26 protein-coding genes and 4 pseudogenes are annotated in these 24833 nt (G+C 61.7%); 14 read left to right on the forward strand and 16 right to left on the reverse strand.

All coding sequences use genetic code 11. The annotated features are described in order from the left end of the window. Window positions 1–35: 35 nt before the first annotated feature. The 3 genes and pseudogenes from AC0JZ8_RS09450 to AC0JZ8_RS09460 form a co-directional block, all read left to right on the forward strand. Window positions 36–1224, forward strand: a pseudogene (locus AC0JZ8_RS09450) (sigma-54-dependent transcriptional regulator); the annotation flags it as partial. Between the two features lie 182 nt (window positions 1225–1406). Further along, window positions 1407–1619, forward strand: a pseudogene (locus AC0JZ8_RS09455) (helix-turn-helix domain-containing protein); the annotation flags it as partial. 195 nt (window positions 1620–1814) lie between these two features. Further along, on the forward strand, window positions 1815–3794 hold the full coding sequence (locus AC0JZ8_RS09460; protein ID WP_180215466.1) for a peptidoglycan L,D-endopeptidase MepK: 1980 nt from the start codon (window positions 1815–1817) through the stop codon (window positions 3792–3794). Here AC0JZ8_RS09460 and AC0JZ8_RS09465 read toward each other — a convergent pair. The 4 genes and pseudogenes from AC0JZ8_RS09465 to AC0JZ8_RS09480 all read right to left on the reverse strand — a co-directional run. Continuing rightward, a pseudogene (locus AC0JZ8_RS09465) lies at window positions 3778–5055 on the reverse strand (flavin monoamine oxidase family protein); the annotation flags it as partial. The gene AC0JZ8_RS09460 and the pseudogene AC0JZ8_RS09465 sit on opposite strands and share 17 nt — an antisense overlap. An 85-nt stretch (window positions 5056–5140) precedes the next feature. Next, entirely contained in the window at window positions 5141–5413 is a 273-nt protein-coding gene (locus AC0JZ8_RS09470; RefSeq protein ID WP_062460899.1) for a DUF2312 domain-containing protein, read from the reverse strand. A 97-nt stretch (window positions 5414–5510) separates the two neighbouring features. Further along, entirely contained in the window at window positions 5511–5819 is a 309-nt protein-coding gene (locus AC0JZ8_RS09475; RefSeq protein ID WP_113167692.1) for a DUF1244 domain-containing protein, read from the reverse strand. Between the two features lie 23 nt (window positions 5820–5842). Then, entirely contained in the window at window positions 5843–6640 is a 798-nt protein-coding gene (locus AC0JZ8_RS09480; protein ID WP_471892364.1) for an N-formylglutamate amidohydrolase, read from the reverse strand. 290 nt (window positions 6641–6930) lie between these two features. On the opposite strand from AC0JZ8_RS09480, the pseudogene AC0JZ8_RS09485 reads away from it, so the two are divergent. Together AC0JZ8_RS09485 and pyk are read left to right on the forward strand one after the other, a co-directional pair. Further along, a pseudogene (locus tag AC0JZ8_RS09485) lies at window positions 6931–7305 on the forward strand (DUF1036 domain-containing protein); the annotation flags it as partial. Next, window positions 7305–8744, forward strand: coding sequence for a pyruvate kinase (gene pyk / locus AC0JZ8_RS09490; RefSeq protein ID WP_062460890.1), 1440 nt, complete (start codon window positions 7305–7307; stop codon window positions 8742–8744). The pseudogene AC0JZ8_RS09485 and the gene pyk, both read left to right, overlap by 1 nt. Before the next feature lie 62 nt (window positions 8745–8806). Here pyk and AC0JZ8_RS09495 read toward each other — a convergent pair whose 3' ends face one another. From AC0JZ8_RS09495 to AC0JZ8_RS09520, 6 genes are all read right to left on the reverse strand, one after another. Beyond that, window positions 8807–9844, reverse strand: coding sequence for an alpha/beta fold hydrolase (locus tag AC0JZ8_RS09495; protein ID WP_174196138.1), 1038 nt, complete (start codon window positions 9842–9844; stop codon window positions 8807–8809). Between the two features lie 9 nt (window positions 9845–9853). Then, window positions 9854–10507, reverse strand: coding sequence for a tetratricopeptide repeat protein (locus tag AC0JZ8_RS09500; RefSeq protein ID WP_471892365.1), 654 nt, complete (start codon window positions 10505–10507; stop codon window positions 9854–9856). 107 nt (window positions 10508–10614) lie between these two features. After that, the gene (gene ykgO / locus AC0JZ8_RS09505) at window positions 10615–10740 is read right to left on the reverse strand and encodes a type B 50S ribosomal protein L36 (protein ID WP_003497670.1); all 126 of its coding nucleotides are present in this window, start codon (window positions 10738–10740) and stop codon (window positions 10615–10617) included. A gap of 144 nt (window positions 10741–10884) precedes the next feature. Then, on the reverse strand, window positions 10885–11958 hold the full coding sequence (locus AC0JZ8_RS09510) for a 5-(carboxyamino)imidazole ribonucleotide synthase (RefSeq protein WP_471892366.1): 1074 nt from the start codon (window positions 11956–11958) through the stop codon (window positions 10885–10887). Between the two features lie 8 nt (window positions 11959–11966). Then, a complete protein-coding gene (gene purE / locus AC0JZ8_RS09515) occupies window positions 11967–12464 on the reverse strand; it encodes a 5-(carboxyamino)imidazole ribonucleotide mutase (protein WP_062582383.1) in 498 nt (165 codons plus the stop codon). Between the two features lie 22 nt (window positions 12465–12486). Next, window positions 12487–12690 carry a YdcH family protein gene (locus tag AC0JZ8_RS09520; RefSeq protein WP_062461867.1) on the reverse strand — a complete coding sequence of 68 codons (204 nt, stop codon included), beginning with the start codon at window positions 12688–12690 and terminating at the stop codon, window positions 12487–12489. A gap of 229 nt (window positions 12691–12919) precedes the next feature. On the opposite strand from AC0JZ8_RS09520, the gene AC0JZ8_RS09525 reads away from it, so the two are divergent. Beyond that, a complete protein-coding gene (locus AC0JZ8_RS09525) occupies window positions 12920–13096 on the forward strand; it encodes a YdcH family protein (protein WP_082471995.1) in 177 nt (58 codons plus the stop codon). 118 nt (window positions 13097–13214) lie between these two features. On the opposite strand, the gene AC0JZ8_RS09530 is transcribed toward AC0JZ8_RS09525, so the two are convergent. Together AC0JZ8_RS09530 and AC0JZ8_RS09535 are read right to left on the reverse strand one after the other, a co-directional pair. Beyond that, entirely contained in the window at window positions 13215–13472 is a 258-nt protein-coding gene (locus AC0JZ8_RS09530; RefSeq protein ID WP_062460875.1) for an ArsR/SmtB family transcription factor, read from the reverse strand. Window positions 13473–13579: 107 nt separating this feature from the next. Further along, a complete protein-coding gene (locus AC0JZ8_RS09535) occupies window positions 13580–14365 on the reverse strand; it encodes a sulfite exporter TauE/SafE family protein (RefSeq protein WP_113167687.1) in 786 nt (261 codons plus the stop codon). Between the two features lie 136 nt (window positions 14366–14501). Between AC0JZ8_RS09535 and AC0JZ8_RS09540 the strand changes: the two genes are divergently transcribed. Then, a complete protein-coding gene (locus tag AC0JZ8_RS09540; protein WP_062460869.1) occupies window positions 14502–15155 on the forward strand; it encodes a thiamine phosphate synthase in 654 nt (217 codons plus the stop codon). Between the two features lie 8 nt (window positions 15156–15163). Continuing rightward, on the forward strand, window positions 15164–16291 hold the full coding sequence (locus tag AC0JZ8_RS09545; protein ID WP_062461864.1) for a tetratricopeptide repeat protein: 1128 nt from the start codon (window positions 15164–15166) through the stop codon (window positions 16289–16291). Between the two features lie 23 nt (window positions 16292–16314). Here AC0JZ8_RS09545 and AC0JZ8_RS09550 read toward each other — a convergent pair whose 3' ends face one another. Next, a complete protein-coding gene (locus tag AC0JZ8_RS09550; protein ID WP_062460866.1) occupies window positions 16315–16671 on the reverse strand; it encodes a hypothetical protein in 357 nt (118 codons plus the stop codon). Between the two features lie 208 nt (window positions 16672–16879). Between AC0JZ8_RS09550 and AC0JZ8_RS09555 the strand changes: the two genes are divergently transcribed. The 4 genes from AC0JZ8_RS09555 (at window position 16880) to AC0JZ8_RS09570 (ending at window position 20163) form a co-directional block, all read left to right on the forward strand. After that, window positions 16880–17680: an inositol monophosphatase family protein gene (locus tag AC0JZ8_RS09555; protein WP_062461861.1), complete on the forward strand. Its 801-nt coding sequence runs from the start codon at window positions 16880–16882 to the stop codon at window positions 17678–17680. 154 nt (window positions 17681–17834) lie between these two features. Further along, window positions 17835–18905 carry a hypothetical protein gene (locus tag AC0JZ8_RS09560; RefSeq protein ID WP_062460863.1) on the forward strand — a complete coding sequence of 357 codons (1071 nt, stop codon included), beginning with the start codon at window positions 17835–17837 and terminating at the stop codon, window positions 18903–18905. 3 nt (window positions 18906–18908) lie between these two features. Further along, window positions 18909–19940 (forward strand): peptidoglycan -binding protein, encoded by a 1032-nt coding sequence (locus tag AC0JZ8_RS09565; protein ID WP_471892367.1) that lies wholly within the window; start codon window positions 18909–18911, stop codon window positions 19938–19940. 1 nt (window position 19941) lies between these two features. Continuing rightward, window positions 19942–20163 (forward strand): hypothetical protein, encoded by a 222-nt coding sequence (locus AC0JZ8_RS09570; protein ID WP_062460856.1) that lies wholly within the window; start codon window positions 19942–19944, stop codon window positions 20161–20163. Here the strand turns inward: AC0JZ8_RS09570 and AC0JZ8_RS09575 are convergent, their stop codons facing one another. Together AC0JZ8_RS09575 and AC0JZ8_RS09580 are read right to left on the reverse strand one after the other, a co-directional pair. Continuing rightward, the gene (locus AC0JZ8_RS09575) at window positions 20164–21438 is read right to left on the reverse strand and encodes a glucoamylase family protein (protein ID WP_471892368.1); all 1275 of its coding nucleotides are present in this window, start codon (window positions 21436–21438) and stop codon (window positions 20164–20166) included. It lies immediately after the preceding gene. Next, window positions 21438–23234: an ABC transporter transmembrane domain-containing protein gene (locus tag AC0JZ8_RS09580; protein ID WP_471892369.1), complete on the reverse strand. Its 1797-nt coding sequence runs from the start codon at window positions 23232–23234 to the stop codon at window positions 21438–21440. Before AC0JZ8_RS09580 ends, AC0JZ8_RS09575 begins: the two co-directional genes overlap by 1 nt. A 188-nt stretch (window positions 23235–23422) precedes the next feature. Between AC0JZ8_RS09580 and rpmE the strand changes: the two genes are divergently transcribed. Further along, window positions 23423–23644: a 50S ribosomal protein L31 gene (rpmE, locus tag AC0JZ8_RS09585; RefSeq protein WP_062460846.1), complete on the forward strand. Its 222-nt coding sequence runs from the start codon at window positions 23423–23425 to the stop codon at window positions 23642–23644. Window positions 23645–23709: 65 nt separating this feature from the next. Next, window positions 23710–24246, forward strand: a complete 537-nt coding sequence (locus AC0JZ8_RS09590; protein ID WP_471892370.1) for a P-loop NTPase family protein — start codon at window positions 23710–23712, stop codon at window positions 24244–24246. Between the two features lie 56 nt (window positions 24247–24302). On the opposite strand, the gene rcdA is transcribed toward AC0JZ8_RS09590, so the two are convergent. Further along, a complete protein-coding gene (gene rcdA, locus AC0JZ8_RS09595; protein ID WP_062461855.1) occupies window positions 24303–24815 on the reverse strand; it encodes a protease adaptor protein RcdA in 513 nt (170 codons plus the stop codon). Window positions 24816–24833: the final 18 nt, after the last annotated feature.

Consider the following 24833-nt stretch of genomic DNA (forward strand, 5'->3'; position numbering starts at 1 on the left):
TCAAGGGTGCACGATGAACGTTGCAGGAGCCGAGCATGATTGCCCATGTCCTAGTCGTAGATGACGATCCGATCCAGCGCCGCCTCTTGAAGAATGCCGTCGAACGGTTCGGACATGTCGCCCATCTCGCCGAGAACGGCCTCGTTGCTCTCGACTTTCTCCAGAACCTCAGCGGACCGGTCAATGTCATCGTGCTTGACCTGATGATGCCGGAAATGGACGGGCTGAGCTTTCTTTCAACCATCCGCAGCATGGGCATCGATACGCCCGTCATCGTGCAGACCGGCCAGGGCGGCATCGAAACGGTGGTGGAAGCCATGCGCGCCGGTGCCTTCGATTTCGTCGTCAAACCGGTGTCACCGGAGCGGATCGGTGCGTCGATCGGCAATGCCTTGAAGGTTGGCCAGAAGGAAACCAAGTCGCGCACCGGTCGACGTCGCGCCGGCATCGTCGGTTTCAACGATATCGTTTCGGCAAGCCCGGATATGCTGCGCGTCATCGATCTGGCGCAGCGCGCGGCGCATTCCACCATTCCGGTGGTGCTCGAGGGCGAATCGGGCGTCGGCAAGGAAATGGTCGCCCGCGCCATCCAGTCTGCCAGCGACCGCGCGGGCAAGCCTTTCATCACCGTCAATTGCGGAGCCATTCCGCACAATCTCGTGGAAAGCATCCTGTTCGGCCACGAGAAGGGCGCGTTTACCGGCGCCTCCGAGCGACACACGGGCAAGTTTGTCGAGGCTGACGGCGGCACGCTGTTCCTGGACGAGATCGGTGATCTTCCACTTGAAGTTCAGGTGAAGCTTCTGCGCGCCGTGCAGCAGGGTGAAATCGAGACGGTTGGGGCCGGCAAGGTCCAGAAGGTCAACGTGCGGCTGATTTCGGCGACCAACAAGGACCTGATCGAGGAAGTCCGGGCAGGGCGGTTCCGCGAGGACCTCTATTACCGTCTCAACGTCTTCCCCATCACCATCCCGGCGCTGCGTCGCCGCAAGGAAGACATTCCGCATCTGGTCCGGGTTTTCGCCGAGCGCTTTTCGGTGGAACAGAAGCTCGAACGCAGTGTCGGGATCAGCGCCAGCGCGATGGCACTTCTGACCGCCTACGACTGGCCGGGCAATATCCGCCAGCTGGAAAACGCGATCTTCCGCGCCGTGGTTCTGACCCAGGGCGACAAGCTGACGGACGAAGATTTCCCTCAGATTGCAGCTCAGCTGCCGGAATTCCGCAGCGAAGAATTGGCCGCGACCGGCGCTGCCGTGCAGCCTTCATCGCTCGAGATGGATCCGCGTCCGCGTCTGCGGCACGAGGCCGTCGTCGATGGTGGCTTCCCGATCCCGGTACGGTCCGCCATGCATACCCAGCCAATGCGGCCCGATCCGCGCGCGCTGCTGGCGGCCGCCTATCCGGCTTCCGACAACGTCATCGTCAGCACGGACGACACCGGCGAAGTGCGTAAACTGGCCGACGTGGAAGAAGAGCTGATCCGTTTTGCACTGAAATTTTATCGCGGACAGATGAGCCAGGTGGCGCGCAAACTCGGCATCGGGCGCTCGACCCTCTACAGAAAACTCAAGGATTATGGCATCGATCCCGACGATCCGCTGAAGGAAGCGGCCTGAATCGGCGCGAAATCGGGATTTTAATGACGATAATCTTCGCGCAAGCCTCTTCCCCTAACCTTGTCAATCTCTCATTAGCAATTCATTGACTATACGAGAGGTGCTTGTGCTTGTGTGACACATTTGCCATGCTGTCACCGCATTTAGCAGTCAGATGAGACGACGAGGGTAGTTGTCGACAGGACGGGGAACGCTTTGCCGTATTTCAAAGTTCAGAAAACGCCTTCGGGTGTGCGCTCTGACGATGACCGTGCGGCGCGCGTTGGCGCCGGATCTGGTCGTCTTGCAGGGATCAGATCGTCGATCTTCAAGCGGATCGCCAAGCGTTTCGTCGTGGCGTCGACCCTTGCTGCAATCGCATTTACGATTCTTCCAGCTTCGGTGCACGAGGCAGAGGCCGCTGGCGATACCCGCAGCCTGAAGCTCTATTTCGTCCACACCGGCGAGAAGGCCACCATCACCTACAAGCGCAATGGACGATTCGATCCGCGCGGTCTGGCACAGCTCAACCAGTTCCTCCGCGACTGGCGCCAGAACCAGCCGACGAAGATGGATCCGCGCCTGTTCGACCTGGTTTGGGAAGTCTACCAGCGCTCCGGCGCCACCGATTCCATCCACATCGTCTCCGCTTTCCGTTCGCCGACCACAAACGGCATGCTGCGCGGTCGCTCGCGCAAGACCGGCGTCGCGAAGAACAGCCAGCACATGCTCGGCAAGGCGATGGACTTTTACATTCCGGGCGTGAAGCTCTCGACCCTGCGGGCGCTCGCCATGCAGATGCAGGTGGGCGGCGTCGGCTTCTACCCGACTTCCGGTTCCCCTTTCGTGCATCTCGATGTTGGCGGCGTTCGTGCCTGGCCGCGCATGACCCGCAAGGAACTGGTTCAGATCTTCCCGAAGGGCAACACGCTGCATCTCCCGGCTGACGGCAATCCGTTGCCGGGCTACGAGGTCGCTCTCGCCGATTACAAGAAGCGCGTTGGTTCTGACTCGATTGCGATCGCCAGCACAGCCGGCGGCTCGATCCGCGGCGAAGCACCCAAGCGTCGCGGGTTCCTTGCCGCACTGTTTGGCGGCGGTGGTGCCGACGAGGTCGAAGACAACGAAGACATGAAGGCACCAATGGTCGCCAGCCGTGGAGCACCGCGTTCCGCTCCGGCTGCCGACGATGGCGAAGAGGCACCGGTCGCGACTGCACGGGTTGCGCCGACGCCGACTGCGCCGACGCCTACTGCACCGACACTCGTTGCTGCTGCTGAGCCGGTCGAGCCGGCGATTGCAGCGCCTGTGCCGCTGTCACGGCCGGCCTTCCGTTCCGATTCCAGCACCGCGGGTCCGGGTGGGCTTGCCACGGCGCTCTATCAGCCGACCCGCAATGCGGCGCAGGACGCGCTTGCCATGCAGACGGCTGCTGCAGCCGATGTGCAGCGGGCTGAAAATTTCGCCGATCTGTCCGGTTACGCCATTCCGGTTCCGACCCTCCTTGGTCCTCGCGGGCTGAAGGGTGATGCGGAAACCAGCGTCTTGACTGCCTCCATAGAGCCGGCGCCATTCGAAAACCTTGGCTCCGTGCCAGTTCCGATCCACCGCCCGGGTGCTCCAGCAGCGCCGCTCGTTGCATCGCGCCCGCAGAGCGATCAGCAGAGCCTTACGCCGGAACTGGTGGCAGCGCTGTCGCGAAGCGTCGAAGCGCCGGTTGTTCCGGCACCGCAGGCGGCGCCAGCAAGAGCGCCAGCCCAGGCCGTCGCCGTGTCGGCACCGGTGCCGATGGCCGCGCCTGCGCAGCGCCAGATGGCGGCTCTTTCGCCCAAGGTGATTCAGCCGTCCACCAAGCAGATGCAGTTCGGCGACGGGTTTGACGCGCCGCGTCCTGCAACGGCGTCGCTGGGTACCATGCCGAGCTACGGCACCGCCAAGAGCGGCCGCGCTGGCAAGCCTGCGACTGCACAGGGGCAGGCCAAAGCTGGCAAGAACGGCTTGACCGGTGACATGGTGGCGAAATGGGCGGTGAACAACAATCGCGCTGAAGGTCAGAACCCGGTTTCGATGAAGGCGCCTCGCGTGGTCAGCCGGACGCTCGATCGTGATTATTCGGCCGGTTACACCAGCAGCGGCTTCAAGCCTGTGAGTGCTGCCGTCGCCATCGATCCCAACCGGTTCAGCGGCCAGGACTGAGTTTCAGGACTTTGGCCGCCACCTGTTTGCCGGCGACGATCGCCCCCTCGACATAGCCCGGGAAAGACGGCGACAGTTCCGACGATGCGAAATGTACCGGCGGCATGCCGGTTGTCAGGGTCGCTTCCGCGTCGTTGGCGTCGAGACTGGTGATCACGTCACTATAGGCGCCGTCGCTCCAGCGGTCGTCGACCCAGTCACGCATGCGAATGTCCAGACTGTGTCTGGCCTCGTCGCCCAACGCCTCCGCCAGTTTCTCAATTACGAACGTTTCAAGCTCACGGGCGGGCTTGTCGTGCCACGTCGCCGCCAAAGGTCCGCTAACGAAGACGATCAGTCCGGCGTAACCGTCGCGACTGGCGTCGCAGGCAAACAGGCCTTGCGGATCATTCCACATGGTCATGCCGCTGAGATCCCGGTCTCGCCAAAAGGGTCGCTCAAAGCGGATGTTGAGCTTGATGACCATGCCAGGGCTCCACGCATCCAGTGCTCTTGTCAGATGCGGCGGGAGTGCTGGGGCGTACGACAGGCGGCGCGCCATGATGGGCGGCACTGCGAGCACGACCTGCGCGGCCGTCATTTTTCCCGTGCCGGTCATCACCGTGACGCCGCCACCGGAAATGGCAACCTCATTGACAGGCGTGCCAAGCCTTAGCCGATCGCCGAGAGTTGCCGCAAGATCGTCGGCCAGCGCATGCATCGTGCCGGCGAGAAACAGCTCGAGCTCGGACGTGGTGTTGGTGATGCGTCTGTCGTTTGCCGCGAGATAGGTGAAGGCAATCTCCTCCGGCGCGCGGCACCAGAGGCCTGTCACCATGCGCAGAAACCCCTGCCGTATATCGTCCTCGACCGGCTGTCTCTGCGCCCAGTCGTAAGCCGTCAGCTTTCTGAGCGCCGGATCGGAAAGATCGGTCGCGATCATCGTCTCGCGCAGTGCATCGACGCCGTTCCAGATCGCTTCTGCCCGCCCGCGGGGGACTTCGGGAAGGTATGTGGTGTCGCCCTCGGCATAGGTCTTCACAAAGGTCCTGCCGAACTCTCTTGCCAATGAGACCACTTCCGGCATGTCGCGGCAAAAGAACTGTCCGCCCGCATCGACGGCCGTGCCATCCTCAAAAACCTGCGCCTCGACGCGTCCGCCGACGCGATCCTGCGCTTCGAGCAAAACAACCTTCACGCCCGCTCTCATCAGCTGCGTTGCGGCAGTCAGGCCGGTGAAACCGGCGCCAACGACGATGACATCATAATCCATGACCGATTCCGAGTGTCTCTGAGGAAGATGCGATGCTTGCGCCCATGAAAAAACCCGCCGTTGCCGGCGGGTTCCTTGTCGTCTTCAAAATTGTTTAGGCGGCGTCCTGTTCGGCCGGGCTTTCGATCATGCCGAGGGCTGCCAGATAGGTGTCGAGGATGAGGTCCTCTTCCATCCGCTCCTGATCGTCCTTCTTGCGAAGGGCGATGACCTTTTTCATGATCTTGGTATCGTAGCCCATGCCCTTGGCCTCGCCATAGACATCCTTGATGTCGTCGGCGATGGTCTTCTTCTCTTCTTCCAGTCGCTCGATGCGCTCGATAAATGCGCGGAGCTGGTCGCGGGCGACGCCATGAGCATCAGACATCGGGGCCTCCTGATCTTGATCTGTGTTGATTGGCTGTCACCTGCCGAAAAGCGGCGGCAAGGTCAAGGCCCAAATACGCGGGCCTTGTCCGTGGGCGTCAGCCATGGGTCGGCTTGTTGCCCTCGAATGCGGCTTTTTGAGCGCCTGTGGATTCCGACTGGTGCAGATTTTTCCAGTCCTCGTAGGGCATGCCATAGACGATCTCGCGGGATGCATCCTTCGTGAGCGCAAGGCCTGCCTCGTCGGCTGCGTCCTTGTACCAGTTGGACAGGCAGTTTCGGCAGAAGCCGGCCATGTTCATCAGATCGATGTTCTGGACGTCGGTCCGCTCGCGCAGATGTGACACGAGGCGACGGAAGGCTGCAGCCTCGAGCTCGGTCTGCTGTTCCTTGGAAAGTTCGGTCATCGTGACCTCCTTTGTCTGAACGCTCACGCGGGGTAGGGGCCGGTGCGCGACGGAAAGATTTTGTACTCGTGCAATGTGGGGTCTGCATTGAGCGTCGTGAAGATCGGCGCCAGTCTTTGTGCCCAGTCCTCGATGCCTTGCTCGTCGCCGATAAGGTCCTGGCGCACTTCCAGCAGGGTGTGGGGAATGCCGGGGATCATGCAGTGCCGGTACATCGTGTCGCCCTTCAAGGCGCCGTCATAGGGTTCGTTGTCGCCGACGACGATATCGCCGGGAAGGCGAAGCTGCTCGATCAGCGGCACCACGACCCGATCGTCGGTATCCCACAGTACGCCCGCATGCCAGGGCCGCGGGGTGTCGCGCCAGAACGGCGTGAAGGAATGCAGCGACAGCACAAGCGGTGCCCGGCCGGACGCGCTGGCTCTTGCAATCGTCTGCTCGACGGCGCGGTGATAGGGCCGGTGGTAGGTGGCAAGCCGAAAATCCCATTCTTCCTGGGTGATCGGGTGATTGCCGGAAACGATGGCGCCGTCGGAGATCTTCATGATCAGCGTCGGATCGTCTTCGCCGCGGTTGGGATCGATCAGCAGGCGGGAAAAGCAGCCGAGCACGGCCGGCACGTCCATAATGTCGGCCAGCCGGCGGGTCAGTCCCTCGATGCCGATATCGAAGGCGATGTGGCGCCAAAATGCGTCTTCTGGCAGGCCAAGATCGCCGTAGCGGGCGGGCAGGCGATTCATCGCGTGGTCGGCGAGAAGAACCATCCCGCCGTCATAATCGCCGTCTATGACTTCGAACGGTTGGAAGTCGTCTGTGTCCATCGGGGCTTGTACCATTGTTTTGCGCAGCCTGTCCCGGTGATATCTCGGCCGTTTCCTGCCATGGTCGCCGCGGACAAGGCAAGCGGCCCCCGGCGGGCGTTCAGAATATAATCGATTAGATTGCGTTGACTTTCAAACCCTGCCGCGCGAGAAAGTGCATCACGAATAACCATGGAGTCCTGACGGAAACCGTGTCGAAAAAATCCCTTAGAACATATCTTTCCGCCCTGTTTTCTGTGCCTGCCGTGGCATCCGCGCTCTGCGTCAGTGCGCCGCTGTTGATGGCGTCTCCGGCACTTGCGGATTTCCGCGTCTGCAACGGAACCCAGAACCTCGTCGGCGTGGCGATCGGCTACCGTGCCAAGGATGGCTGGAACACCGAAGGCTGGTGGCAGGTACCCGCATCAACCTGCGCGACGCTGATCGAAGGCGAGCTGCAGTCCCGCTATTATTATCTCTATGCCGAGGACGCGGCCCGCGGCGGCCGCTGGACCGGCGGCGTCAACATGTGCGTCGCCGAGAACGAGTTCAAGGTCGTCGGCGTCGACGACTGCTTCACCCGTGGCTTCCAGCGCATGGGTTTCAAGGAATATGACACGGGCCGTCAGGGCAGCTGGATGGTCCAGCTTTCAGACACGTCCGGATCCCAGGAAGGCCAGAATTGATGAGGCGATACCGCAAAGTTAAGATCCTTGCCACACTCGGCCCGGCATCCTCCGACGAGGAGATGATTGCCAAGCTGCACGAGGCAGGCGCGGATCTTTTCCGCATCAACATGAGCCATTCGAGCCATGAGATGATGCGGACGCTGATCGAGCGTATTCGCTCCGTCGAAAAGAAATCCGGTCGCCCGATCGGCATCCTCGCCGACCTCCAGGGTCCGAAACTGCGCGTCGGCAAGTTTGCCGATACCAAGGTGACGCTGGTCCCAGGCCAGACGTTTACACTCGACAATAACGAGGCTCCCGGCGACGAGAACCGAGTCTTCCTGCCGCATCCCGAAATTCTCGAATCGGTGAAGGTCGGCGATCGCCTGCTGATCGATGACGGCAAGCTGGCGCTGCGGGCCGAAAAGGTTGACGGCACGTCGATCACCTGCACTGTCGTTGCCGGCACCGGCATTTCCGACCGCAAGGGTGTTAGCCTTCCCGATACGCTGCTCGCCGTTGGCGTTCTCACCGACAAAGACCGCGCCGATCTCGATGCCGTGCTTGAGACCGACGATGTCGACTGGGTCGCTTTGTCCTTCGTTCAGCGCCCGGAAGATCTCGCCGAAGTTCGCAAGATTGCCCGCGGCCGCGTCGGCATCATGTCTAAGATCGAAAAGCCGCAGGCACTCGAGCGGATCGATGAGATCATCGATCTCTCCGACGCCGTCATGGTGGCCCGTGGCGATCTTGGCGTCGAAATGCCGATCGAGGCGGTCCCCGGCATCCAGAAGCAGCTGACACGCGCATGTCGCCGTGCCGGCAAGCCGGTCGTGGTCGCGACCCAGATGCTGGAATCGATGATCAGCGCGCCGGTTCCGACCCGCGCCGAAGTTTCCGACGTCTCGATCGCCGTGTTCGAAGGTGCCGATGCGATCATGCTGTCGGCCGAATCGGCGTCCGGTCAGTATCCGGTCGAAGCCGTTTCGATGATGGCGTCGATTGCCCGCAAGGTGGAAGACGATCCGCTTTATCCAAGCATCATCTATGCGCAGCGCGCGACGCCGGAAGCAACCGGTGCCGACGCAATCTCGCTTGCTGCCCGCCAGATTGCAGAGACGCTGCGGCTTGCCGTGATCGTTACCTACACATCGTCGGGCACAACAGGCCTTCGCGCTTCGCGCGAGCGTCCGAACGTTCCGATCCTGGCACTGTCGCCGAGCGTCAAGACCGCGCGTCGACTGTCGATCGGCTGGGGCATGCACTGCGTCGTCACCCACGACGCGACTGACCTCGACGACATGGTCAACAACGCCTGCCGCATCGTCGCCTCCGAAGGTTTTGGTAAGCCGGGCGACCGGATCATCATCTCGGCCGGCGTGCCACTGGGCACACCTGGCGCCACCAACATGCTGCGCATCGCCTATATCGGTGCAGATGGGCAGAGTGGGGTTTAAACCCGCTATCAACAGCGTGAAATGAAAACGGCCGTCGGAGTGATCCGGCGGCCGTTGTCGTTTCAGGTCTTTTCGATCGAGAAATCCATGTCCGGCATCGGCTCGTCGACCACTTTCGCCAGTCGCGCCTCGACCCTGCGGGCAACGGACTGCAGGTCGCGGTGGTGACCCGCAAGCTTCTCGATCCCGGCGATGGCGAGATCGGTCGCGAGGTAATCCGGCTTGTGGCCGAGGCCGCGGATGACGACCAGTTCGGCGCCGGCGACGGCGGCCGTCAGCGCCTTCGCATGGATATCCATCGAGACAATCTTGTCGCTGTCGCCGTTGATGATCAGCGTCGGTGCGGTGATCTCGCTGTAGCGCGGTGCGACCCTGGTGACGTAGTCGTTGAGATTGGCGACGTCGATCGCGTTGTTGCGGAAGTTCTCAGGCCGCAACACCAGTGCGGTGGCGCCGCCGTCGAGGTAGCGGTCCGGACGGGGGTTGGGATGGAAGACGGCATGGGTTGCCTTCTCCATCAGCACCAGCCCGGCAGGCAGCGCCAGGAAGCGGGTAAACAGGCGTCCGAGATAAGGGCGGGCTGCGAGATTGTAGTACCAGTCGACGCCGCCCGGCCAGGGATGGGTGGCGGGCGCGAGAAGAAGCAGGCCTGCCGTCTTTTCCGGATGGTAGAGCGCGAAGGATGTGGCGATCGCACCCCCGAAGGAATGGCCGACGATGATCGCCTTCTCGATGCCGTAGCGATCCATGAGGCGAGCGATCGTTTCGGCCTGGCCATCCGGAAAGCCGTTCTCTTCGCCGCCACGCTCGGAATAGCCGTGACCGGGACGGTCGACGAACAGCATTTCGGCGCGCCCTTCTAGCGGTCTGCGGAACGCTGCTTCCTGGTCCTTCAGATTGCCGCTGGCGCCGTGGATGAAGACGATCGGGGGAAGGTCGCCCTCGGCTGGTGCTGCGACATGAAGGGCGTTGATACGGATATCGCCGAGATCGGTGAGTTCACCGTCGTTCGGAAGGTTGGCCTCGATCGCTTTCGCCTTCCAGGCCGTGAAGCCGAAGCCGAATGCGATGAGAGACAAGATAAGAGGTACAATCCCCATGGCGGCCCATCAGGTTCGGTTGCCGGCGATCTTTTCGGATAGCTTGGTCACAGCCTCCTGCGCCTCGCGATCGGCGGGGTAGATGTCGAGATAACGCTCCCACGCATTCAGCGCCTGGCTGTCCCGTCCGGCTTCGGTGAGGATTCCGGCAAGACCGGCCAGCGCGCCGAAATGGCGAGGCTCACGCTTCAGCACTTCGGCAATATCGGCCATCGCCTTGCGCTGGTCGCCCATCGCGTAATGCATTGTGGCGCGGCGGTTCCAGCCTTCGATATAGGCGGGATCGATGAGAGTGACGCGGTCGAGGAAGTCGAGGGCGGCGGCGTTGCGCTTTTCCTTGGCGGCCGTGGCCGCCCAGCCCATAAGAAGATTGACTGTGGGACTGCCCGACTCACCCATGTTCATGGCGATCTGCGTGGCGATTCCGCGCGCCTTTTCCGGATTGCGCTCACGTTTCAGCGCCGCAAATAGCGGGTCGACCCTGGCGTTGAGAGGCTGGCCGGCATTTGGTGCTGCTTCCGGACCTCCCTGCTGCGGACTTTCCAGCGGCGGAGCGGGAGGCATCGGTTGGGATGGCGGCATGGGCTGGGGCAGGGTCTGCGCAAAGGCAGGCACCGCAACACACACAGCAAGGATCACGAAGCTTGAACGAAAATAGCGCATGCGGATAAAGTAATCCGCATGCGCCGAAGGTCAAACCCGAAATTTCACGCTACCGACAATTTGATCGTCTCAGGCGTGCCCGGACAAAACGTCGATATCAGCGCAAATCAGCCCTGGCGGGCCTTGAAGCGCGGGTTCTGCTTGTTGATGATGTAAACGCGGCCCTTGCGGCGAACCAGACGGTTATCGCGATGACGAGCCTTCAGCGCCTTGAGCGAGTTCTTGATCTTCATTGTACTGGTCCAGAAGTCTGTGGGCTCAAAGAGCCGCTTGTCTCTATCAATCGAAAGCGTGCCGCCTATCTGTCGACGAGGGGCGCGCTCAGGTTGGCGTGCAGATAACCCGTGGCTGGATGCGTGTCAACCTTGTGACGCACTTTATGACCGGGTTTTCCGCCCCTTCAGCTCCGTGACATGGCCCATTTTCCGGCCCGGACGGGATTCCGTCTTGCCGTAGAGGTGGACCAGCACGTCGGTCCTCGCGAGCCAGCCGGGCACGTCGAGGATGTCGTCGCCGATCAGGTTGGTCATCACGCAATCGGAATGACGGCGCGGATCGCCGAGGCTTGCGCCGGCCACCGCGCGGATATGCTGCTCGAACTGCGAGACCACGCAGGCAGCCTCTGTCCAATGACCGGAATTGTGCACGCGCGGTGCGATCTCGTTGGCAATCAGGGTGCCATCGGCCATCACAAAAAATTCCATGCCGATCACGCCGACATAGTCGAGGGCAGCGAGGAGCTTTTCGGCGGCACTGCGCGCGGTCTGCGCGGTCGTGTCTGGAATGGTCGCGGGCAGGGTGGAGGTATGAAGGATGCCGTTGCGGTGGATGTTCTCGGCCGGATCGTAGCAGGAGACCGTGCCGTCCTTGGCGCGCGCGGCGATGATCGAGATTTCGCGCTCGAAGGGCACGAAGCTTTCAAGAACCATCGGCACCGAGCCGAGGTCCGCATAGGCGCCATCGGCCTTGTCGTCGCTGGAGCGGAACACGCGCTGGCCCTTGCCGTCGTAGCCCATGCGGCGGGTCTTCAAGACACCCTTGCCGCCGAAGTCTGCAAGCGCTGCTTCGAGATCGGCTTGGCTGTCGACGGAATGAAACCTTGCGGTCTCGATGCCGCAGCCGTTGAGGAACTGCTTTTCAACAATCCTATCCTGCGCCACTTCCAGGGCCTTGGCCGGCGGGTAGACTGGAGCCGACTGCTGCAGGAACTCGGCTGCCTCGACCGGTACGTTTTCAAATTCGTAGGTCACGACGTCGCAGCGGCTGGCGAGATCGGCCAGCGCCGCCCTGTCGTCGTAGGCCGCCGTGATCTGTTCGTTCGCGACCTGGGCGGCTGGGCAATCCGCCTGCGGTTCGAGAATGATGATGCGGTAGTTCAGGCGTGCGGCAGCGATCGCCAGCATGCGGCCGAGCTGGCCGCCGCCGATTATGCCGATGGTGCGGATCGTCATGATGTTTCTCAGGGTGCTTCGTCGATGGGATATTCGGCGACCGATGCGGTGTGGTGCGCGCGATAGGCGTCGAGTCGGTCGGCAAGGTCATCGTCGGAAAGGGCAAGCACCGCTGCAGCAAGAAGGGCGGCATTGATCGCGCCGGCTCGGCCGATGGCCAGCGTGCCGACGGGGATGCCGGCGGGCATCTGCACGATCGAGTAAAGGCTGTCGGTTCCGCTCATGGTCTTTGACTGGACGGGCACGCCGAACACCGGAAGCGGCGTCAGGGCCGCTGTCATGCCCGGCAGGTGGGCAGCGCCGCCGGCACCGGCGATGATGACCTTGAAGCCCTCGTCGCGGGCGCTTTTGGCGAATTCGTACATCCGGTCCGGCGTGCGGTGTGCCGAGACGATCCGTGCTTCGTAACCGATGTCGAGCGTATCAAGCGTGTCGGCGGCGTTCTTCATGGTCTCCCAGTCGGACTGGCTGCCCATGATGATGGCGACTGCGGGTCTTTCTGACATTCCAGGCCCTTTTAAGGTGAACTCAAGCGATGATGTCGGGAATGATCTGGTCTTCGATCTGGGTCATCCGGTCCTTGATGGCCAGCTTCTTCTTCTTCATGCGCTGGATGCGAAGAGCCTCACAGCCGACCTTGATCATGGCATTGATCGCGGCGTCGTAATCTTCGTGTTCCTGGCGAAGTTTCGCGAGTACCAGCCGGTTATCCGCCTGTTCCTGATCACGCATGCTCAGTCCCCATTCTTTACGCCGGCTTTTTGCAAACCCCGGCTTCATCCGCAAGCTCCTACCATCAAACCGCGTTAACTGGAAGTTAGCCGACGCCACGAATTTGCCGCTGAGAGACCATGATTTCTCCTTCGACAAAGCGGACCAACCGTGTCACACTTCTGTTGCAAACCTGAAGCCTTGGCTCAGAGGAGTGCCAAGGCAGGTACCTAAGGAAGGAACATGCCACATGACCGTCCAGGCGCATATCGCATCGCTTGAAAAGAAGCACGGCGACCTCGAAGAGGAACTCCAGTCCGTTCTCGCATCTCCATCCGCCGACGATCGTGAGATCGCAGAGCTCAAGCGCCGCAAGCTGCGCATCAAAGACGAGGTGGAGCGGTTAAAGACCGACACCCGTCATTAGGCGATCAAAAGCGCCACGCGCCTCACGTACATTCGTGAGAGGGTGCCCACAGCGGCACGATAAATTCCAAGACTAAAAGCAACAGTTCTGGTCGTAACGTCACAGTCGCGGCCAGAATTCACGTCCAGAACTGGTCGAGCCACAGGTTGAGCCGGGTGAAGCCGCTGCCGTTCACGGCATAGATGCGCCGCGTTCCCTCTGGTGTGACAGTCACGAGATCGCTGTCCAGCAGTGCTTTCAGATGCTGCGAGACGGCCGGCCTGCTGATCGGCAGCCCTTGTGCAAGTTCATTCACGGTTTTCGGCGCGCGTCTCAGCTCTTCGAGGAGATGGCGCCGGTTCGGGTCGGCAATGGCTGAAAACGGATCGAGTGTCATAGTTTGAAGCTAAGCATAACTTGACGAAGCATCAACCGTTTTCGTGTCTCGCGACCGGTGGAAGGCCTTATTGTAATTGGGTTTTTTATGATGTTCGGATGGACCGGTCAGATCGGCAGGCCGTCCCACAGAAGCTTTACGCCGGCAACGAGAGCGAGCGCGTAGGTCATCGGATAGAACACTTCCGACTTCAGATGCTTGACGATCGCGGCACCGAGCATGGTCGAGACCAGGGCTGCCGGCAGCAATGTCGCCGAGATCGTCAGGTTTTCGGCCCCCAATGCGCCGAGAAGGAAATAGGGGATGATCTTGACGGCGTTGACGATGGCGAAGAAGCGGATGCTGGCCCCGGTGTATTTCTTAGGATCCAGCTTCATCGGCAGAACGTAGATCTGGAAGGGCGGGCCGCCGGCATGCGCCACGAAACTGGCATAGCCCGACAGCGCGCCCCAGAACGTGGCGGCCGCCGGACGATGCGGCAGTGCGGCGGCGGGACGGTTCTTAGCTGGGCCGTAGACCTGCCAGAAGTAACGGAGGGCGAAGAAGATCGTTGCCGCGGCAATAACAATCCGCAACGCGTCGTCCGAAACATAGGCCGAGGTCGCCCAGCCGAGCGCGATGCCGATGACGCCGCCCGGCAGGATCATCAGCAGGGTTTTTCTGTCGTTGAAATGGCGCCAGGACCAGAGTGCCACGATATCCATCAGGATCAGGATCGGCAGGAAGATCGCCGCCGCTTTGACCGGGTCGACGGCAAGCGACATCAGCGGCATGCCCATCAGGCCGATCGCGCCGCCAATGCCGCCCTTGGAAAGCCCGACCAGCATCACGGCGGGCACCGCTGCTGCAAAGAAGGCGAGGCTGAGCGTATCGGAGGAAAATATGTCTGGCATGGGCACTTCAGGCTTGCACCGTTGAGGCGGGCAGATGGGATGAGCGGTTGATTGCGCAATCCTTCCGGTCTATCGAATCATTCAAGAGAAAACGAGTGCGGATCGCCGGGTTGCGGTTCGCTGCATGGGAAGAAACATGAAGAAACAGGAAGAGCGTTGCCGTCTGGTGCTGATCGTGCCGCAGGATGCGGATGCGAAAGCGCAGGCGGACCGGTTGGAGAAGGCGCTTGCGGGCGGCGATGTCGCCTCGGTGATCCTGCCGCAATACGATGAAGACGATACCGCGTTCCAGGACCGCGCCGAACTCATGGTGCCGATGATCCAGGCTGCGGGTGCCGCAGCGCTGATCGCCGGAGACAGCCGCGTCGCAGGTCGCGTCAAGGCAGATGGCCTGCATATGGCCGGTTCGATGGAAGAGCTGGAAGAAACGATCGAGAAATTCAGCCCGAAGATGATCGTCGGCGCCGGTGGTGCATCCGAGCGTCACACGGCGCTCGAAGTGGGCGAGCGCCGCCCCGACTATATTTTCTTCGGCAAGCTCGATGGCGACATCAAGCCGGAGGCGCATCCGAAGAACGTCGCGCTTGCGGAATGGTGGGCTTCGATGGTGGAAATTCCCTGTATCGCCATGGGCGGCACGGACATTTCCTCGGCGCTCGAGGTTGCCGAAAACGGAGCGGAATTCGTGGCTTTGAGACTGGCTGTCTTCGATCATCCCGAAGGACCGCAGGAAGCAGTTCGACTGGTCAACGCCGATCTGGACGAAAAAGCGCCACGGTTTGAGGCTTGATGGTCTCCATGCCATCGATTCGTCGCGCCTCATCCACCGTCCTGATGCTTGCCGCCAGCCTTTCGGCGTCGGCCGTCTTGCCGCATCCGGCAATTGCGCAGGTGCAGCAACCCGGTGCGGTGGAGCAGGAGGGGCCGACGGCGGCGCAGTCGCGTCAAGTGGTGACGAGACCGGTCGCGCCGGATGCAATGGGCGTCGAACGCGGTGCACAGCCCGATGGCATCGTGCCGTCCGCCGGTGTCGAACTCTATCAGCGCATGGGCGTGACCTTGCCGCCACTGCCGCCGGAGAAGCCCTATACGGGCCCGATCGACGAGGCCTATGGTGCGTTTCAGCGCGGCTTGTACGTCAAGGCGCTCGATGTCGCACTGAAGCGTGCGTCGGCCGGCGATGCGGCGTCGCAGACGCTTGTCGCCGAAATGATGAGCAAGGGGCTCGGCATCAACCGCGACGCAAAGACCGCGGCCTTCTGGTACGGGCAGGCTGCCGAGCGCGGCGATCCTGCCGCCATGTTCCAGTATTCGCTTCTTTTGATGAGCGGCCGTTACGTGCCCGCCGACAAAAAGAAGGCCGACGACTATATGCGCAAGGCGGCGGAAGCCGGCAATTCGTCGGCGCAGTTCAACTGGGGCCAGATCCTGGTGTCGGACAATCCGGGCGACAAAGGTTTCAAGCTGGCGTTGCCATTTTACGAGCGGGCGGCAAAGCAGGGCGTGGCGGATGCGCAATATGCGGTGGCCCAGCTCTACGTGAACATGAAGGGCGTGCCCGAGGAGAAGAAGGCCGAGGCTCGCCGTTGGCTGGAGCGCGCGGCGAAGGCCGGGTTCGACACGGCGCAGCTCGACATGGGCATCTGGTTCGTCAACGGAGTCGGCGGCGAACGCAACTACGACAAGGGCTTCGAATGGCTGCGGATTGCGGCCCATCGCGGCAATGTGGTTGCCCAGAACAAGCTGTCGCATCTCTATATCGAGGCGCTGGGGACACGACCGAACCCGGTCGAGGCCGCCAAGTGGTATGTGCTTTCAAGGCGTGCCGGGTTGCAGGATGCGGCGCTTGAGGATTTCTACCTCGGCATCAACGACGAGCAGCAGCGACAGGCGATCGATGCGGCGAACCGCTTCCGACGCCAGTAGTCAACCGCCAGTAGTTCGAGTGGTCAGGCGGTTGCCTTCATCGCCGCCAGCGTGAACAGGGCGTGGCGGATGATAAAGCCGTGGGCAAGCGCCAGGATCAGCAGCGTTACCAGCCAGACGATCAGGTAGATGCCCGGCGAGGCCTTGATACGGCCGCCCATGCGGGGGCCAAGTGCGAACATGGCTGTCACGAAGAGCGCGCAGGCCGGCAGAAGCAGCAGCGCGATCATGGCCGGTGCCGTGCTGGTCGGTGTGCCGGTCAGGGTGAAGTGGATCGGCAGCTGGGTATCGGCCGGCAGCGCCGAGATCAGACCCAGCGACAGCATGGTCATCACGCCCACAAGTCCGAGGCTGATGCCGAATGGCAATGCGATCTTCACGGCGATACTCCTATAATCTCGATAGCCGGCGTTCTGGCAGATCGCAGGCAGGCGGGCAATGTCGCATTTTGTCCGTTCACGCGGGGTTTGTCGGCTTCGACTTGAATTTCCCTTGGTTTTGTGGTCTTGAACCGGCCAATCAAGACAATTCGCCACAGACACGTCCCGGCTGATGCATGTTCGGGACCATACGATCAGGATTTCCCGCATGGCCCGCTCAGCCCTTCTCAACGTCATGGTTCAGGCCGCCCTCAAGGCTGGCAAGTCGCTCTCCAGGGATTTCGGCGAAGTTCAGAACCTGCAGGTTTCGGTCAAGGGACCGGGCGATTTCGTGACCCAGGCGGATCTCAAGGCGGAAAAGATCGTCCATGACGAGCTGATGAAGGCGCGCCCGACCTACGGCTTCCTCGGTGAGGAAAGCCAGGAGGAGAAGGGCACGGACGGCGCTCATCGCTGGATCGTCGATCCGCTCGACGGCACGACCAACTTCCTGCACGGCATTCCGCAGTTCGCGGTGTCGATCGCGCTGGAGCGCAATGGCGAAATCGTCGCCGGCGTGATCTTCAACCCGGGCACCGATGAACTCTATACGGCAGAAAAGGGCGGCGGCGCGTTCTTGAACGACCGTCGCATTCGCGTTGCCGCACGCCGGGTCCTGTCCGATTGCGTGGTTGGTTGCGGCGTGCCGCATCTCGGCCGCGGCGATCACGGCAAGTTCCTGGTCGAACTGCGCCATGTGATGGGCGAAGTGGCGGGCGTTCGTCGCCTTGGCGCTGCGTCGCTTGATCTTGCCTATGTCGCTGCCGGTCGCTTCGACGGTCACTGGGAAATTGGTCTTTCGCCGTGGGACATCGCTGCCGGCCTCGTCCTCATCCGCGAAGCGGGCGGCTTTGTCAGCGACATCAAGGGCTCGACCGACATGTTCGGCACCAAGAGCATTGTTGCCGGCAACGAGCTGATCCAGAAGGCGCTGCTGGAAGTTTCCAATCGTCCGGTTCCGTCGCGCTGATTGCTGATGCGGTGACGGCCGGAGTGCTGCTTGTCATTTGAAATGGCGAGGAAAAAACTTCGGCTTGTCCCGGTCTTTGCACCGTGGCGACACTTCAATTCGTCGCAATTTTGCTCTAGCCTCCGCGCGACGCGACCCAGAGGCGAGGCTTATTATGGCGAATGCGACAGTGGACGATCTGGACGAAACTGAAGCTAACCGCCGCCGTTTTACCGAAAAGCTTTCCAACCCGGCTTCCTTCCTCTGGACGATGCTGATCTTCCTGATCATCGTCGGTTTTGTCTGCTCGATCCTGTACCGTCAGGCCGCACAAGCGTTCCAGACCAATCCGGGTCTGAACGGTCTGATCCTCGGCGTCCTGTTGATTGGTATCGTCCTGGTTTTCCTGCAGGTCATCGGCCTTATTCCGGAAGTGCGCTGGTTCAACTCGTTCCGCGCTGCCGGCACCGTCGACAAGGTGGGCCGCGAGCCGAAACTTCTGGCGCCGATGCGCTCGCTGATCGGTGGTCGCCGCAAAACGGCGCTTTCGACCGCAACCTTGCGCTCCATTCTCGATTCGATCGGCACCCGCCTCGACGAATCTCGGGATACGTCCCGTTACCTGATCGGCCTCCTGGTGTTTCTCGGCCTGCTTGGCACGTTCTGGGGCCTGATCGGCACGATCGGCTCGATCAGCGACGTCATCGGTGCGCTCGATCCGGGCGCCGGCGGCTCCAATGACATTCTGTCGGCGATCAAGACCGGTCTTGCGCAGCCGCTTGCCGGCATGGGCACGGCGTTTTCGTCGTCGTTGCTTGGTCTGTCAGGCTCGCTGATCCTCGGCTTCCTCGATCTCCAGGCAGGACGTGCGCAGAACCGCTTCTATACGGAGCTCGAAAACTGGCTTTCATCGGTGACCGATACGGGATCGGACGCGCCGGTTGCGGCGGCAGGGCTTTCAGCTGGTTCCTCCGGCGAATTCAAGACGCTCGCCGACGAGCTGCGCAAGATTGCGGCGGCTCAGGGCAGAACCGGCAGCGGTGATGTCCAGCAGAACGAGAAGTCGCTTGCTGCCATGGCAAACCTTGCCGAAGGCATTCAGGGGCTGGTCAAGAACATGCGCAACGAGCAGCAGATGCTGCGTGACTGGATCGAGGCGCAGCAGGAGGAGTCCAAGGCCCTGCGGCGCACGCTGGACCGGCTCTCCGACAAGATCGGTCAGTCCGACAAGATCGGGAGCAAGTAGACCATGGCGCTGGGCAAGAACCGTCGCCGCCAGCACGGCGTGGACTACTGGCCGGGCTTCGTCGACGCGCTGACCACGCTTCTGATGGCGATCATGTTCCTACTGACGGTGTTCGTGCTGGCGCAGTTTCTGCTTACCCGCGAGATTTCCGGTCGCGACGAGGTTCTGAACCGGCTGAACAGCCAGATCGCGGAACTGACAGAGCTTCTGGCGCTGGAAAAGGGCAACAATCAGGATATCGAAGACCAGCTCGCCAACCTGCGATCGTCGCTGGCGGTTGCTGAAAGCGACCGGTCGCGGCTGCAGCAGCTTCTCAACCAGGGCAGTGGTGCAAGCGACGCGGCCAATTCCCGCGTGACCACTCTGACGGGTGAACTCTCCAACGAGCGGCAGGTCAGCGCCCGGGCGATGAGCCAGATCGAGCTTCTCAACCAGCAGATCGCGGCGCTTCGGGCCCAGATCGCCGCCGTCGAACAGGCACTGCAGGCGTCGGAAACGAAGGACGCCAACTCGCAGGCGCAGATTTCGGATCTTGGTCGTCGCCTCAACGTGGCGCTTGCGGCCCGCGTACAGGAGCTCAATCGCTACCGCTCCGACTTCTTCGGGCGTCTGCGTGAGATTCTCTCCGATCGCGAAAATATTCGCATCGTCGGCGATCGGTTCGTGTTCCAGTCGGAAGTTCTCTTCCCGATCGGCGGCAACGAACTCGATGCGGCTGGTCTCGTGGAGATGGACAAGCTTGCCGCCGCACTTCTCGATCTCGCCAAGGAAATTCCGGCCGAGATCAACTGGGTGCTGCGGGTCGACGGACATACGGACAACGCGCCGCTTTCCGGCACCGGACGCTACCGCGACAACTGGGAGCTTTCGTCTGCGCGCGCGACGTCCGTGGTCAAGTATCTGATCTCGAAGGGCGTGCCGGCCAACCGCCTGGTGGCCGCGGGCTTTGGCGAGTTCCAGCCGATCGCGGCTGGCGATACGCCGGATGCCAGAAACCAGAACCGCCGCATCGAACTGAAGCTTACCGAACGCTGACATGACCTACAGCAAGCCCGATATCGACGCGATCGCCAAGGCGGTGGCAGATACGCCTCGCCGCGACAATACCGCCTACCACGAGGCGATGGCGCAGGCGCGTCGGGCCTTCGAGGAGGCGCAGGCTGCGTTCGGCGAGCAATCGGTGCAGCTGAAGATGAAGACCAAGATCAAGCGCAACGGCGATCATGTCGTCAAATGGACGTTCAAACGCGCAAAGTGATCAGGTGCCGGCGTTTTTGTGCTTAGGCGGAGTGGCCGGATAGCGGAATCCCAGCCGGTCGAGGCCGCGGCGAACTTCCGGAGCGGCCATGAACAGTTTCCACAACAGACCCGAGCGGTGGTTCTCGATCATCGCGACGATCGGACCCTGGTCGATAGCGATGTAGGTCGATGCGACCCAGCCTGTCTTCGGCGCAAACGCGTCGGCGAAGCCGAAGCGGTTGACCAGCCGTCCGTTCTCGTAGGCAAGGAGCGCGCGCAAGGCTTCTTCCGCATGGCCGGGCACGAAAGGAAAGCTCGACAGTGCTGCAGACGGTGCAATCGCGCCGAAATCGACCAGCGGCGAATTGGCGGCGTAGCCGGCCTGGGCTTCCGATGCCGTCAGCCCCCAGACGCCGGCTGCGGCATATTCCGGCACAGTCAGGCAATAGGCGCGGTTGATCCGTGAATGCGCGACCGCCTGGCGCCAGTAATCGGCGTAGCGATCGGACAGGCCGCGTGGATTGAGTGCACAGAAGGAATATTGCGACAGGAACAGCGGCCCGCCCATGGGTTCGCCCAGCGGCAGCTGTATGCCGAAATATTCCTCGCCGTTCTTCATGGCGCCGTTGCGTGCCCATCCGCAGTGATAGGTCTGCGGATCGATCGGAAACGTGTCCGAGCCGGCGGCAAAGACATAGGTTGACAGCGCCTCATTCCAGCCGGTGATCGGCAGGTTCATCGCCCACTCGTTGATCGGGCTCCAGTGCCAGTAGATCGGGCCGTCGGTCTTGCCGCGGGTGTACCAGGTCCACTCGACCTCGTCGAACAGCCGGGTGATCGCGGTGCGCAGCGATTTCTCGGAAATGGTCTCTGCCGCGAAATATTCACGGGCGCAGATCAGGCCCTGTAGGAGAAGCGTCGTTTCGACGATGTCGCCCCCATCATCCAGCGCCGAAAACGGAATCATTGCGCTGGTAGCGGGATTGATGAAGTGAGAGAACGCGCCGTGGTAGCGCGGTGCCAGTTCGAGGCTCTCGACAATCGTGGTGATGCGAACCAGCGCCTCGTCGCTGGTGATCCAGCCGCGTTCGCAGGCAACCAGGATCGCCATCAGGCCGAAGCCGGTGCCGCTGATCGAGATCGCATCGATGCCGGGTGTGCCGTCGAGAAGGCATTTGTCATAAGGGAGGCCGCTCTGCGGATGAGCACCATCCCAGAAATACCGGAAGGTGCGCTGCTGAACGTCATCGAGCAGACTATCCAGATCTGCGGAGATGATGGGGGTCGCGTCCATCAGATCGCGCTGACGGAAGTTTGCTCGAGATCATGGAATTGCAGCCGCGCGAGCTTGGCATAGAGACCGCCAGCCGCCACCAGGCTCTGGTGCGTGCCTTCCTCGACGACGCGACCGTTTTCCAGGACCAGGATCCGGTCAGCTTTCAACACCGTCGCAAGGCGATGGGCGATGACGAGCGTGGTGCGGTTGCGCATGAGACCGTCGAGCGCCTTTTGCACCAGTGTTTCGCTTTCCGCATCGAGCGCCGAGGTGGCTTCGTCGAGCAGCAGGACCGGAGCATCCTTCAGGATCGCGCGGGCGATAGCAATCCGCTGGCGCTGGCCGCCGGACAGGGTGATGCCGCGTTCGCCGGCGAGCGTGTCATAGCCGTTGTCGAGCTTCGCGATGAACTCGTCCGCCTGTGCGGCGATTGCTGCTGCACGCACGGCGTCGCGAGTCGCGTTCGGGACGCCGAAGGCGATGTTGTCGTGGATGGAGGCTGCAAAGATCGTCACGTCCTGCGGTACGATCGCAAGCCGTGAGCGGATGTCTTCAAGGGTCGCATGGCGGAGGTCGACGCCGTCGAGGCGGATCGATCCGGCTGTGGGATCGTAGAAGCGCAGCAGCAGCGAAAAGATCGTGCTCTTGCCGGCACCGGAGGGACCGACGATGGCGACAGTTTCTCCCGGTGCCACATGCAGGGAAGGCGCATTGAGCGTGATGGCGCTGACGCGTGCCGGATAGGCGAACGAGACGCTGTCGAACGCGACATCGCCGAGCGGGGGTGAGGGGAGCGCTTTCGGGTGTTCCGGGTCACGCACGGCGGACACTTCATCCAGCAGTTCGGACAGCCGTTCGGCGGCGCCGCCTGCAGACGACAGTTCGCCCCAGACTTCCGACAGTGTGCCGAGCGAGCTTGCCGCAATCACCGAATAGAGCACGAACTGGCCGAGCGTGCCCGGTGTCATCGTGCCGGCAAGCACGCTCTGGGCGCCGTACCAGAGGACGCCGACGATCGAGCCGAAGATCAGCACGATGCCGAAGCCGGTCAGAAGCGCGCGGGCGCGGATCGACTTGCGGGCGGCCTCAAAGGCATTCTCGACTGTGTCGCTGTAGCGCGAGGTGGCGACAGCCTCGCCGGTGAAGGCCTGAACGGTGCGTGTGGCGCCGATCGTTTCGGCTGCATATGCCGAGGTCGCGGCCAGCATGTCCTGTGCGGCGCGCGACCGGCGGCGCACCGAGCGGCCGAAGCCGACGAGCGGAAAGACGATCAGCGGGATGGCGCCGAGTGCCAGAGCCGAGAGTTTGGGGCTCGTATACACCATCATGCCCATCGCTCCGAGACAGAGGATGGTGTTGCGCAGGGCCTGGGACGCGGCAGAACCGAAGGCGGACTTGATCTGGGTCGTATCGGCGGTCAGCCGCGAGACGATCTCGCCGGACTGGTTGACGTCGAAGAAGGAAGCAGACAAACGCGTCACATGCGAAAAGACTTCACGGCGAAGATCCGCCACCACGCGCTCGCCGATGGTGATCACATAATAGTAGCGCATGCCGCTTGCGATCGCGAGAAGGACCGCCAGAACGAACAGCATGACAAAATAGTTGTTGATGAAATGTCCGTCGGAGGATGCGAATCCATGATCCACCATGCGGCGGACAGCCAGCGGCAGCGCTAGTGTGGTGCAGGCGGCAAGGACGAGAAAAAAAGTCGCGCCGGCGACCATGGCTCGATAGCGGGAAAGATAGGGGAGCAGTCGGGAAAGCGGCTTGAGACTGCGGTTTTTCTTCTGATTTTCTCGGCTTTCGGCCATGTCGTCTCCATGGCCCCCGGGCAGCGGAATCTCAGCCTTTCGGGGACTTGTACTTGCGGCGCCCTTCCTGTATAGGCTCCGCATCCAATTGGGAAGCCGTGACCGCGCCGGTTTGCGGCTTCATTCATTAAAGACGGTTCTTGCTCGCGCAATGCGACGAATGGACCTCGCAGAGCAGGAATATCGACATGAAGGCTGGCATCCATCCCGACTACCACAAGATCAAGGTCGTCATGACCGACGGTACCGAATACGAGACGTTCTCGACCTGGGGCACCGAAGGCGCCACGATGAACCTCGAAATCGACCCGACGTCGCACCCGGCCTGGACCGGCGGCAACCAGCAGATGCTGGACCGCGGTGGCCGCGTTTCCAAGTTCAACAAGCGTTTCGGCGGTCTCGGCCTCTAATCGCTTTTTGCATTTTGACAAAAGAAGCCTGGCGAAAGCCGGGCTTTTTTGTTTTTCTAGAAGGCATGGAGGAGAAGGCCGACTGTCTGTCCAAGCTACCGCTTCCGCTCTGCCGCGTGCTCATTTTCGGCAATGGCGGATCGGGTAAGACGTGGCTTGCGAGAAGGATGGGGGAGGCGCTCGGCCATCACCCGATTCATCTGGACGACGTCCACTGGGAGCCGGGGCGTTACGGCATCGCCCGTGACAGGCAGGTCGTTGACGACGACGTTCGCCGGATTGCAGCACAGGATGTCTGGCTGATCGAGGGCGTCTATGGCCGGCTTGCCAGCCTTGCCATCACCCGGGCAACGACGCTGATTTTTCTCGACATCGCCGACGACGTCTGCCTCGAAAACATTCGCCATCGCGGTCTTCAGGGTGGGGGAAGCGTTGCGTCCTTCGAAGAGCTACTCCTTTGGGTGGCGGGCTATCGCTTCCGACACAACAACTGGAATTCATTCGAGGCGCATGACCGGATGTTCAGCGCCTTCGAGGGCCCGAAACACCGGCTGGACTGTCGTGACGGTGTCAACGCCTATCTGGCGTCGCTATCTACATAGTTCCAAACGCAAAAAGGCAGGCCAATGCCTGCCTTTGGACTGTCGACGTTCAGATCTCAGCCACCAAATGCGGTGTGAAGCAGGTTCTGCTGGGCGCGGACGCTGTTTTCGTTGTCGGAGATGACAACGGCTTCCGGGGCGCGATAGATTTCGCGGTCCAGAAGAGCGACGCGGTTCTGCAAACGAAGCGAGCGTTCGACAAGATCACGGAAGCTTTCCGGCAGATCGAGCCAGCCCGGAGCATTGCGATCTACATTAAAGCCGTCGAGACGCACCTTGCTCTTTTCCGAAAGCACCTGATCGCGGCTCATCTCGCCGTTGTTGACGGCACGCTGAAGCAGAAGCCACGATGCCATCTGCATCAGGCGAGTCGTCAGACGCATGGATTCAGCTGCATACAGAACCGAGGCCATGCGCGGCAGAACCTTGGATGCAGCACGACCCTGACCGTCCAGATAGCTCGCTGTCTCTTCAACAAGGGCCATGCCTTCGGAGTATAGTGACTTGAACTGGGCAGAGCTTGCGGCGCGGCCCGCAAAACTCACTGTGTTCAATCCCTGCTCGGACATCGAATTCATTCCTGCTAA

The sequence above is a fragment of the Velazquezella soli genome (assembly GCF_977018685.1).

What these genes read in the sequence shown, in the direction of transcription:
- AC0JZ8_RS09480 (WP_471892364.1), bottom strand. Translation starts at nt 6,640, where the DNA reads ATGGACACAGACGACTTCCAACCGTTCGAAGTCATAGACGGCGATTAT.
- AC0JZ8_RS09530 (WP_062460875.1), bottom strand. Translation starts at nt 13,472, where the DNA reads ATGACACTCGATCCGTTTTCAGCCATTGCCGACCCGAACCGGCGCCAT.
- AC0JZ8_RS09555 (WP_062461861.1), top strand. Translation starts at nt 16,880, where the DNA reads ATGGCCCGCTCAGCCCTTCTCAACGTCATGGTTCAGGCCGCCCTCAAG.
- AC0JZ8_RS09545 (WP_062461864.1), top strand. Translation starts at nt 15,164, where the DNA reads ATGCCATCGATTCGTCGCGCCTCATCCACCGTCCTGATGCTTGCCGCC.
- AC0JZ8_RS09570 (WP_062460856.1), top strand. Translation starts at nt 19,942, where the DNA reads ATGACCTACAGCAAGCCCGATATCGACGCGATCGCCAAGGCGGTGGCA.
- AC0JZ8_RS09565 (WP_471892367.1), top strand. Translation starts at nt 18,909, where the DNA reads ATGGCGCTGGGCAAGAACCGTCGCCGCCAGCACGGCGTGGACTACTGG.
- AC0JZ8_RS09535 (WP_113167687.1), bottom strand. Translation starts at nt 14,365, where the DNA reads ATGCCAGACATATTTTCCTCCGATACGCTCAGCCTCGCCTTCTTTGCA.
- AC0JZ8_RS09500 (WP_471892365.1), bottom strand. Translation starts at nt 10,507, where the DNA reads ATGCGCTATTTTCGTTCAAGCTTCGTGATCCTTGCTGTGTGTGTTGCG.
- AC0JZ8_RS09495 (WP_174196138.1), bottom strand. Translation starts at nt 9,844, where the DNA reads ATGGGGATTGTACCTCTTATCTTGTCTCTCATCGCATTCGGCTTCGGC.
- AC0JZ8_RS09475 (WP_113167692.1), bottom strand. Translation starts at nt 5,819, where the DNA reads ATGACCGAACTTTCCAAGGAACAGCAGACCGAGCTCGAGGCTGCAGCC.
- AC0JZ8_RS09575 (WP_471892368.1), bottom strand. Translation starts at nt 21,438, where the DNA reads ATGGACGCGACCCCCATCATCTCCGCAGATCTGGATAGTCTGCTCGAT.
- rcdA (WP_062461855.1), bottom strand. Translation starts at nt 24,815, where the DNA reads ATGTCCGAGCAGGGATTGAACACAGTGAGTTTTGCGGGCCGCGCCGCA.
- AC0JZ8_RS09510 (WP_471892366.1), bottom strand. Translation starts at nt 11,958, where the DNA reads ATGACGATCCGCACCATCGGCATAATCGGCGGCGGCCAGCTCGGCCGC.
- AC0JZ8_RS09560 (WP_062460863.1), top strand. Translation starts at nt 17,835, where the DNA reads ATGGCGAATGCGACAGTGGACGATCTGGACGAAACTGAAGCTAACCGC.
- AC0JZ8_RS09520 (WP_062461867.1), bottom strand. Translation starts at nt 12,690, where the DNA reads ATGCGTGATCAGGAACAGGCGGATAACCGGCTGGTACTCGCGAAACTT.
- AC0JZ8_RS09525 (WP_082471995.1), top strand. Translation starts at nt 12,920, where the DNA reads ATGACCGTCCAGGCGCATATCGCATCGCTTGAAAAGAAGCACGGCGAC.
- rpmE (WP_062460846.1), top strand. Translation starts at nt 23,423, where the DNA reads ATGAAGGCTGGCATCCATCCCGACTACCACAAGATCAAGGTCGTCATG.
- ykgO (WP_003497670.1), bottom strand. Translation starts at nt 10,740, where the DNA reads ATGAAGATCAAGAACTCGCTCAAGGCGCTGAAGGCTCGTCATCGCGAT.
- purE (WP_062582383.1), bottom strand. Translation starts at nt 12,464, where the DNA reads ATGTCAGAAAGACCCGCAGTCGCCATCATCATGGGCAGCCAGTCCGAC.
- pyk (WP_062460890.1), top strand. Translation starts at nt 7,305, where the DNA reads ATGAGGCGATACCGCAAAGTTAAGATCCTTGCCACACTCGGCCCGGCA.
- AC0JZ8_RS09470 (WP_062460899.1), bottom strand. Translation starts at nt 5,413, where the DNA reads ATGTCTGATGCTCATGGCGTCGCCCGCGACCAGCTCCGCGCATTTATC.
- AC0JZ8_RS09540 (WP_062460869.1), top strand. Translation starts at nt 14,502, where the DNA reads ATGAAGAAACAGGAAGAGCGTTGCCGTCTGGTGCTGATCGTGCCGCAG.
- AC0JZ8_RS09580 (WP_471892369.1), bottom strand. Translation starts at nt 23,234, where the DNA reads ATGGCCGAAAGCCGAGAAAATCAGAAGAAAAACCGCAGTCTCAAGCCG.
- AC0JZ8_RS09590 (WP_471892370.1), top strand. Translation starts at nt 23,710, where the DNA reads ATGGAGGAGAAGGCCGACTGTCTGTCCAAGCTACCGCTTCCGCTCTGC.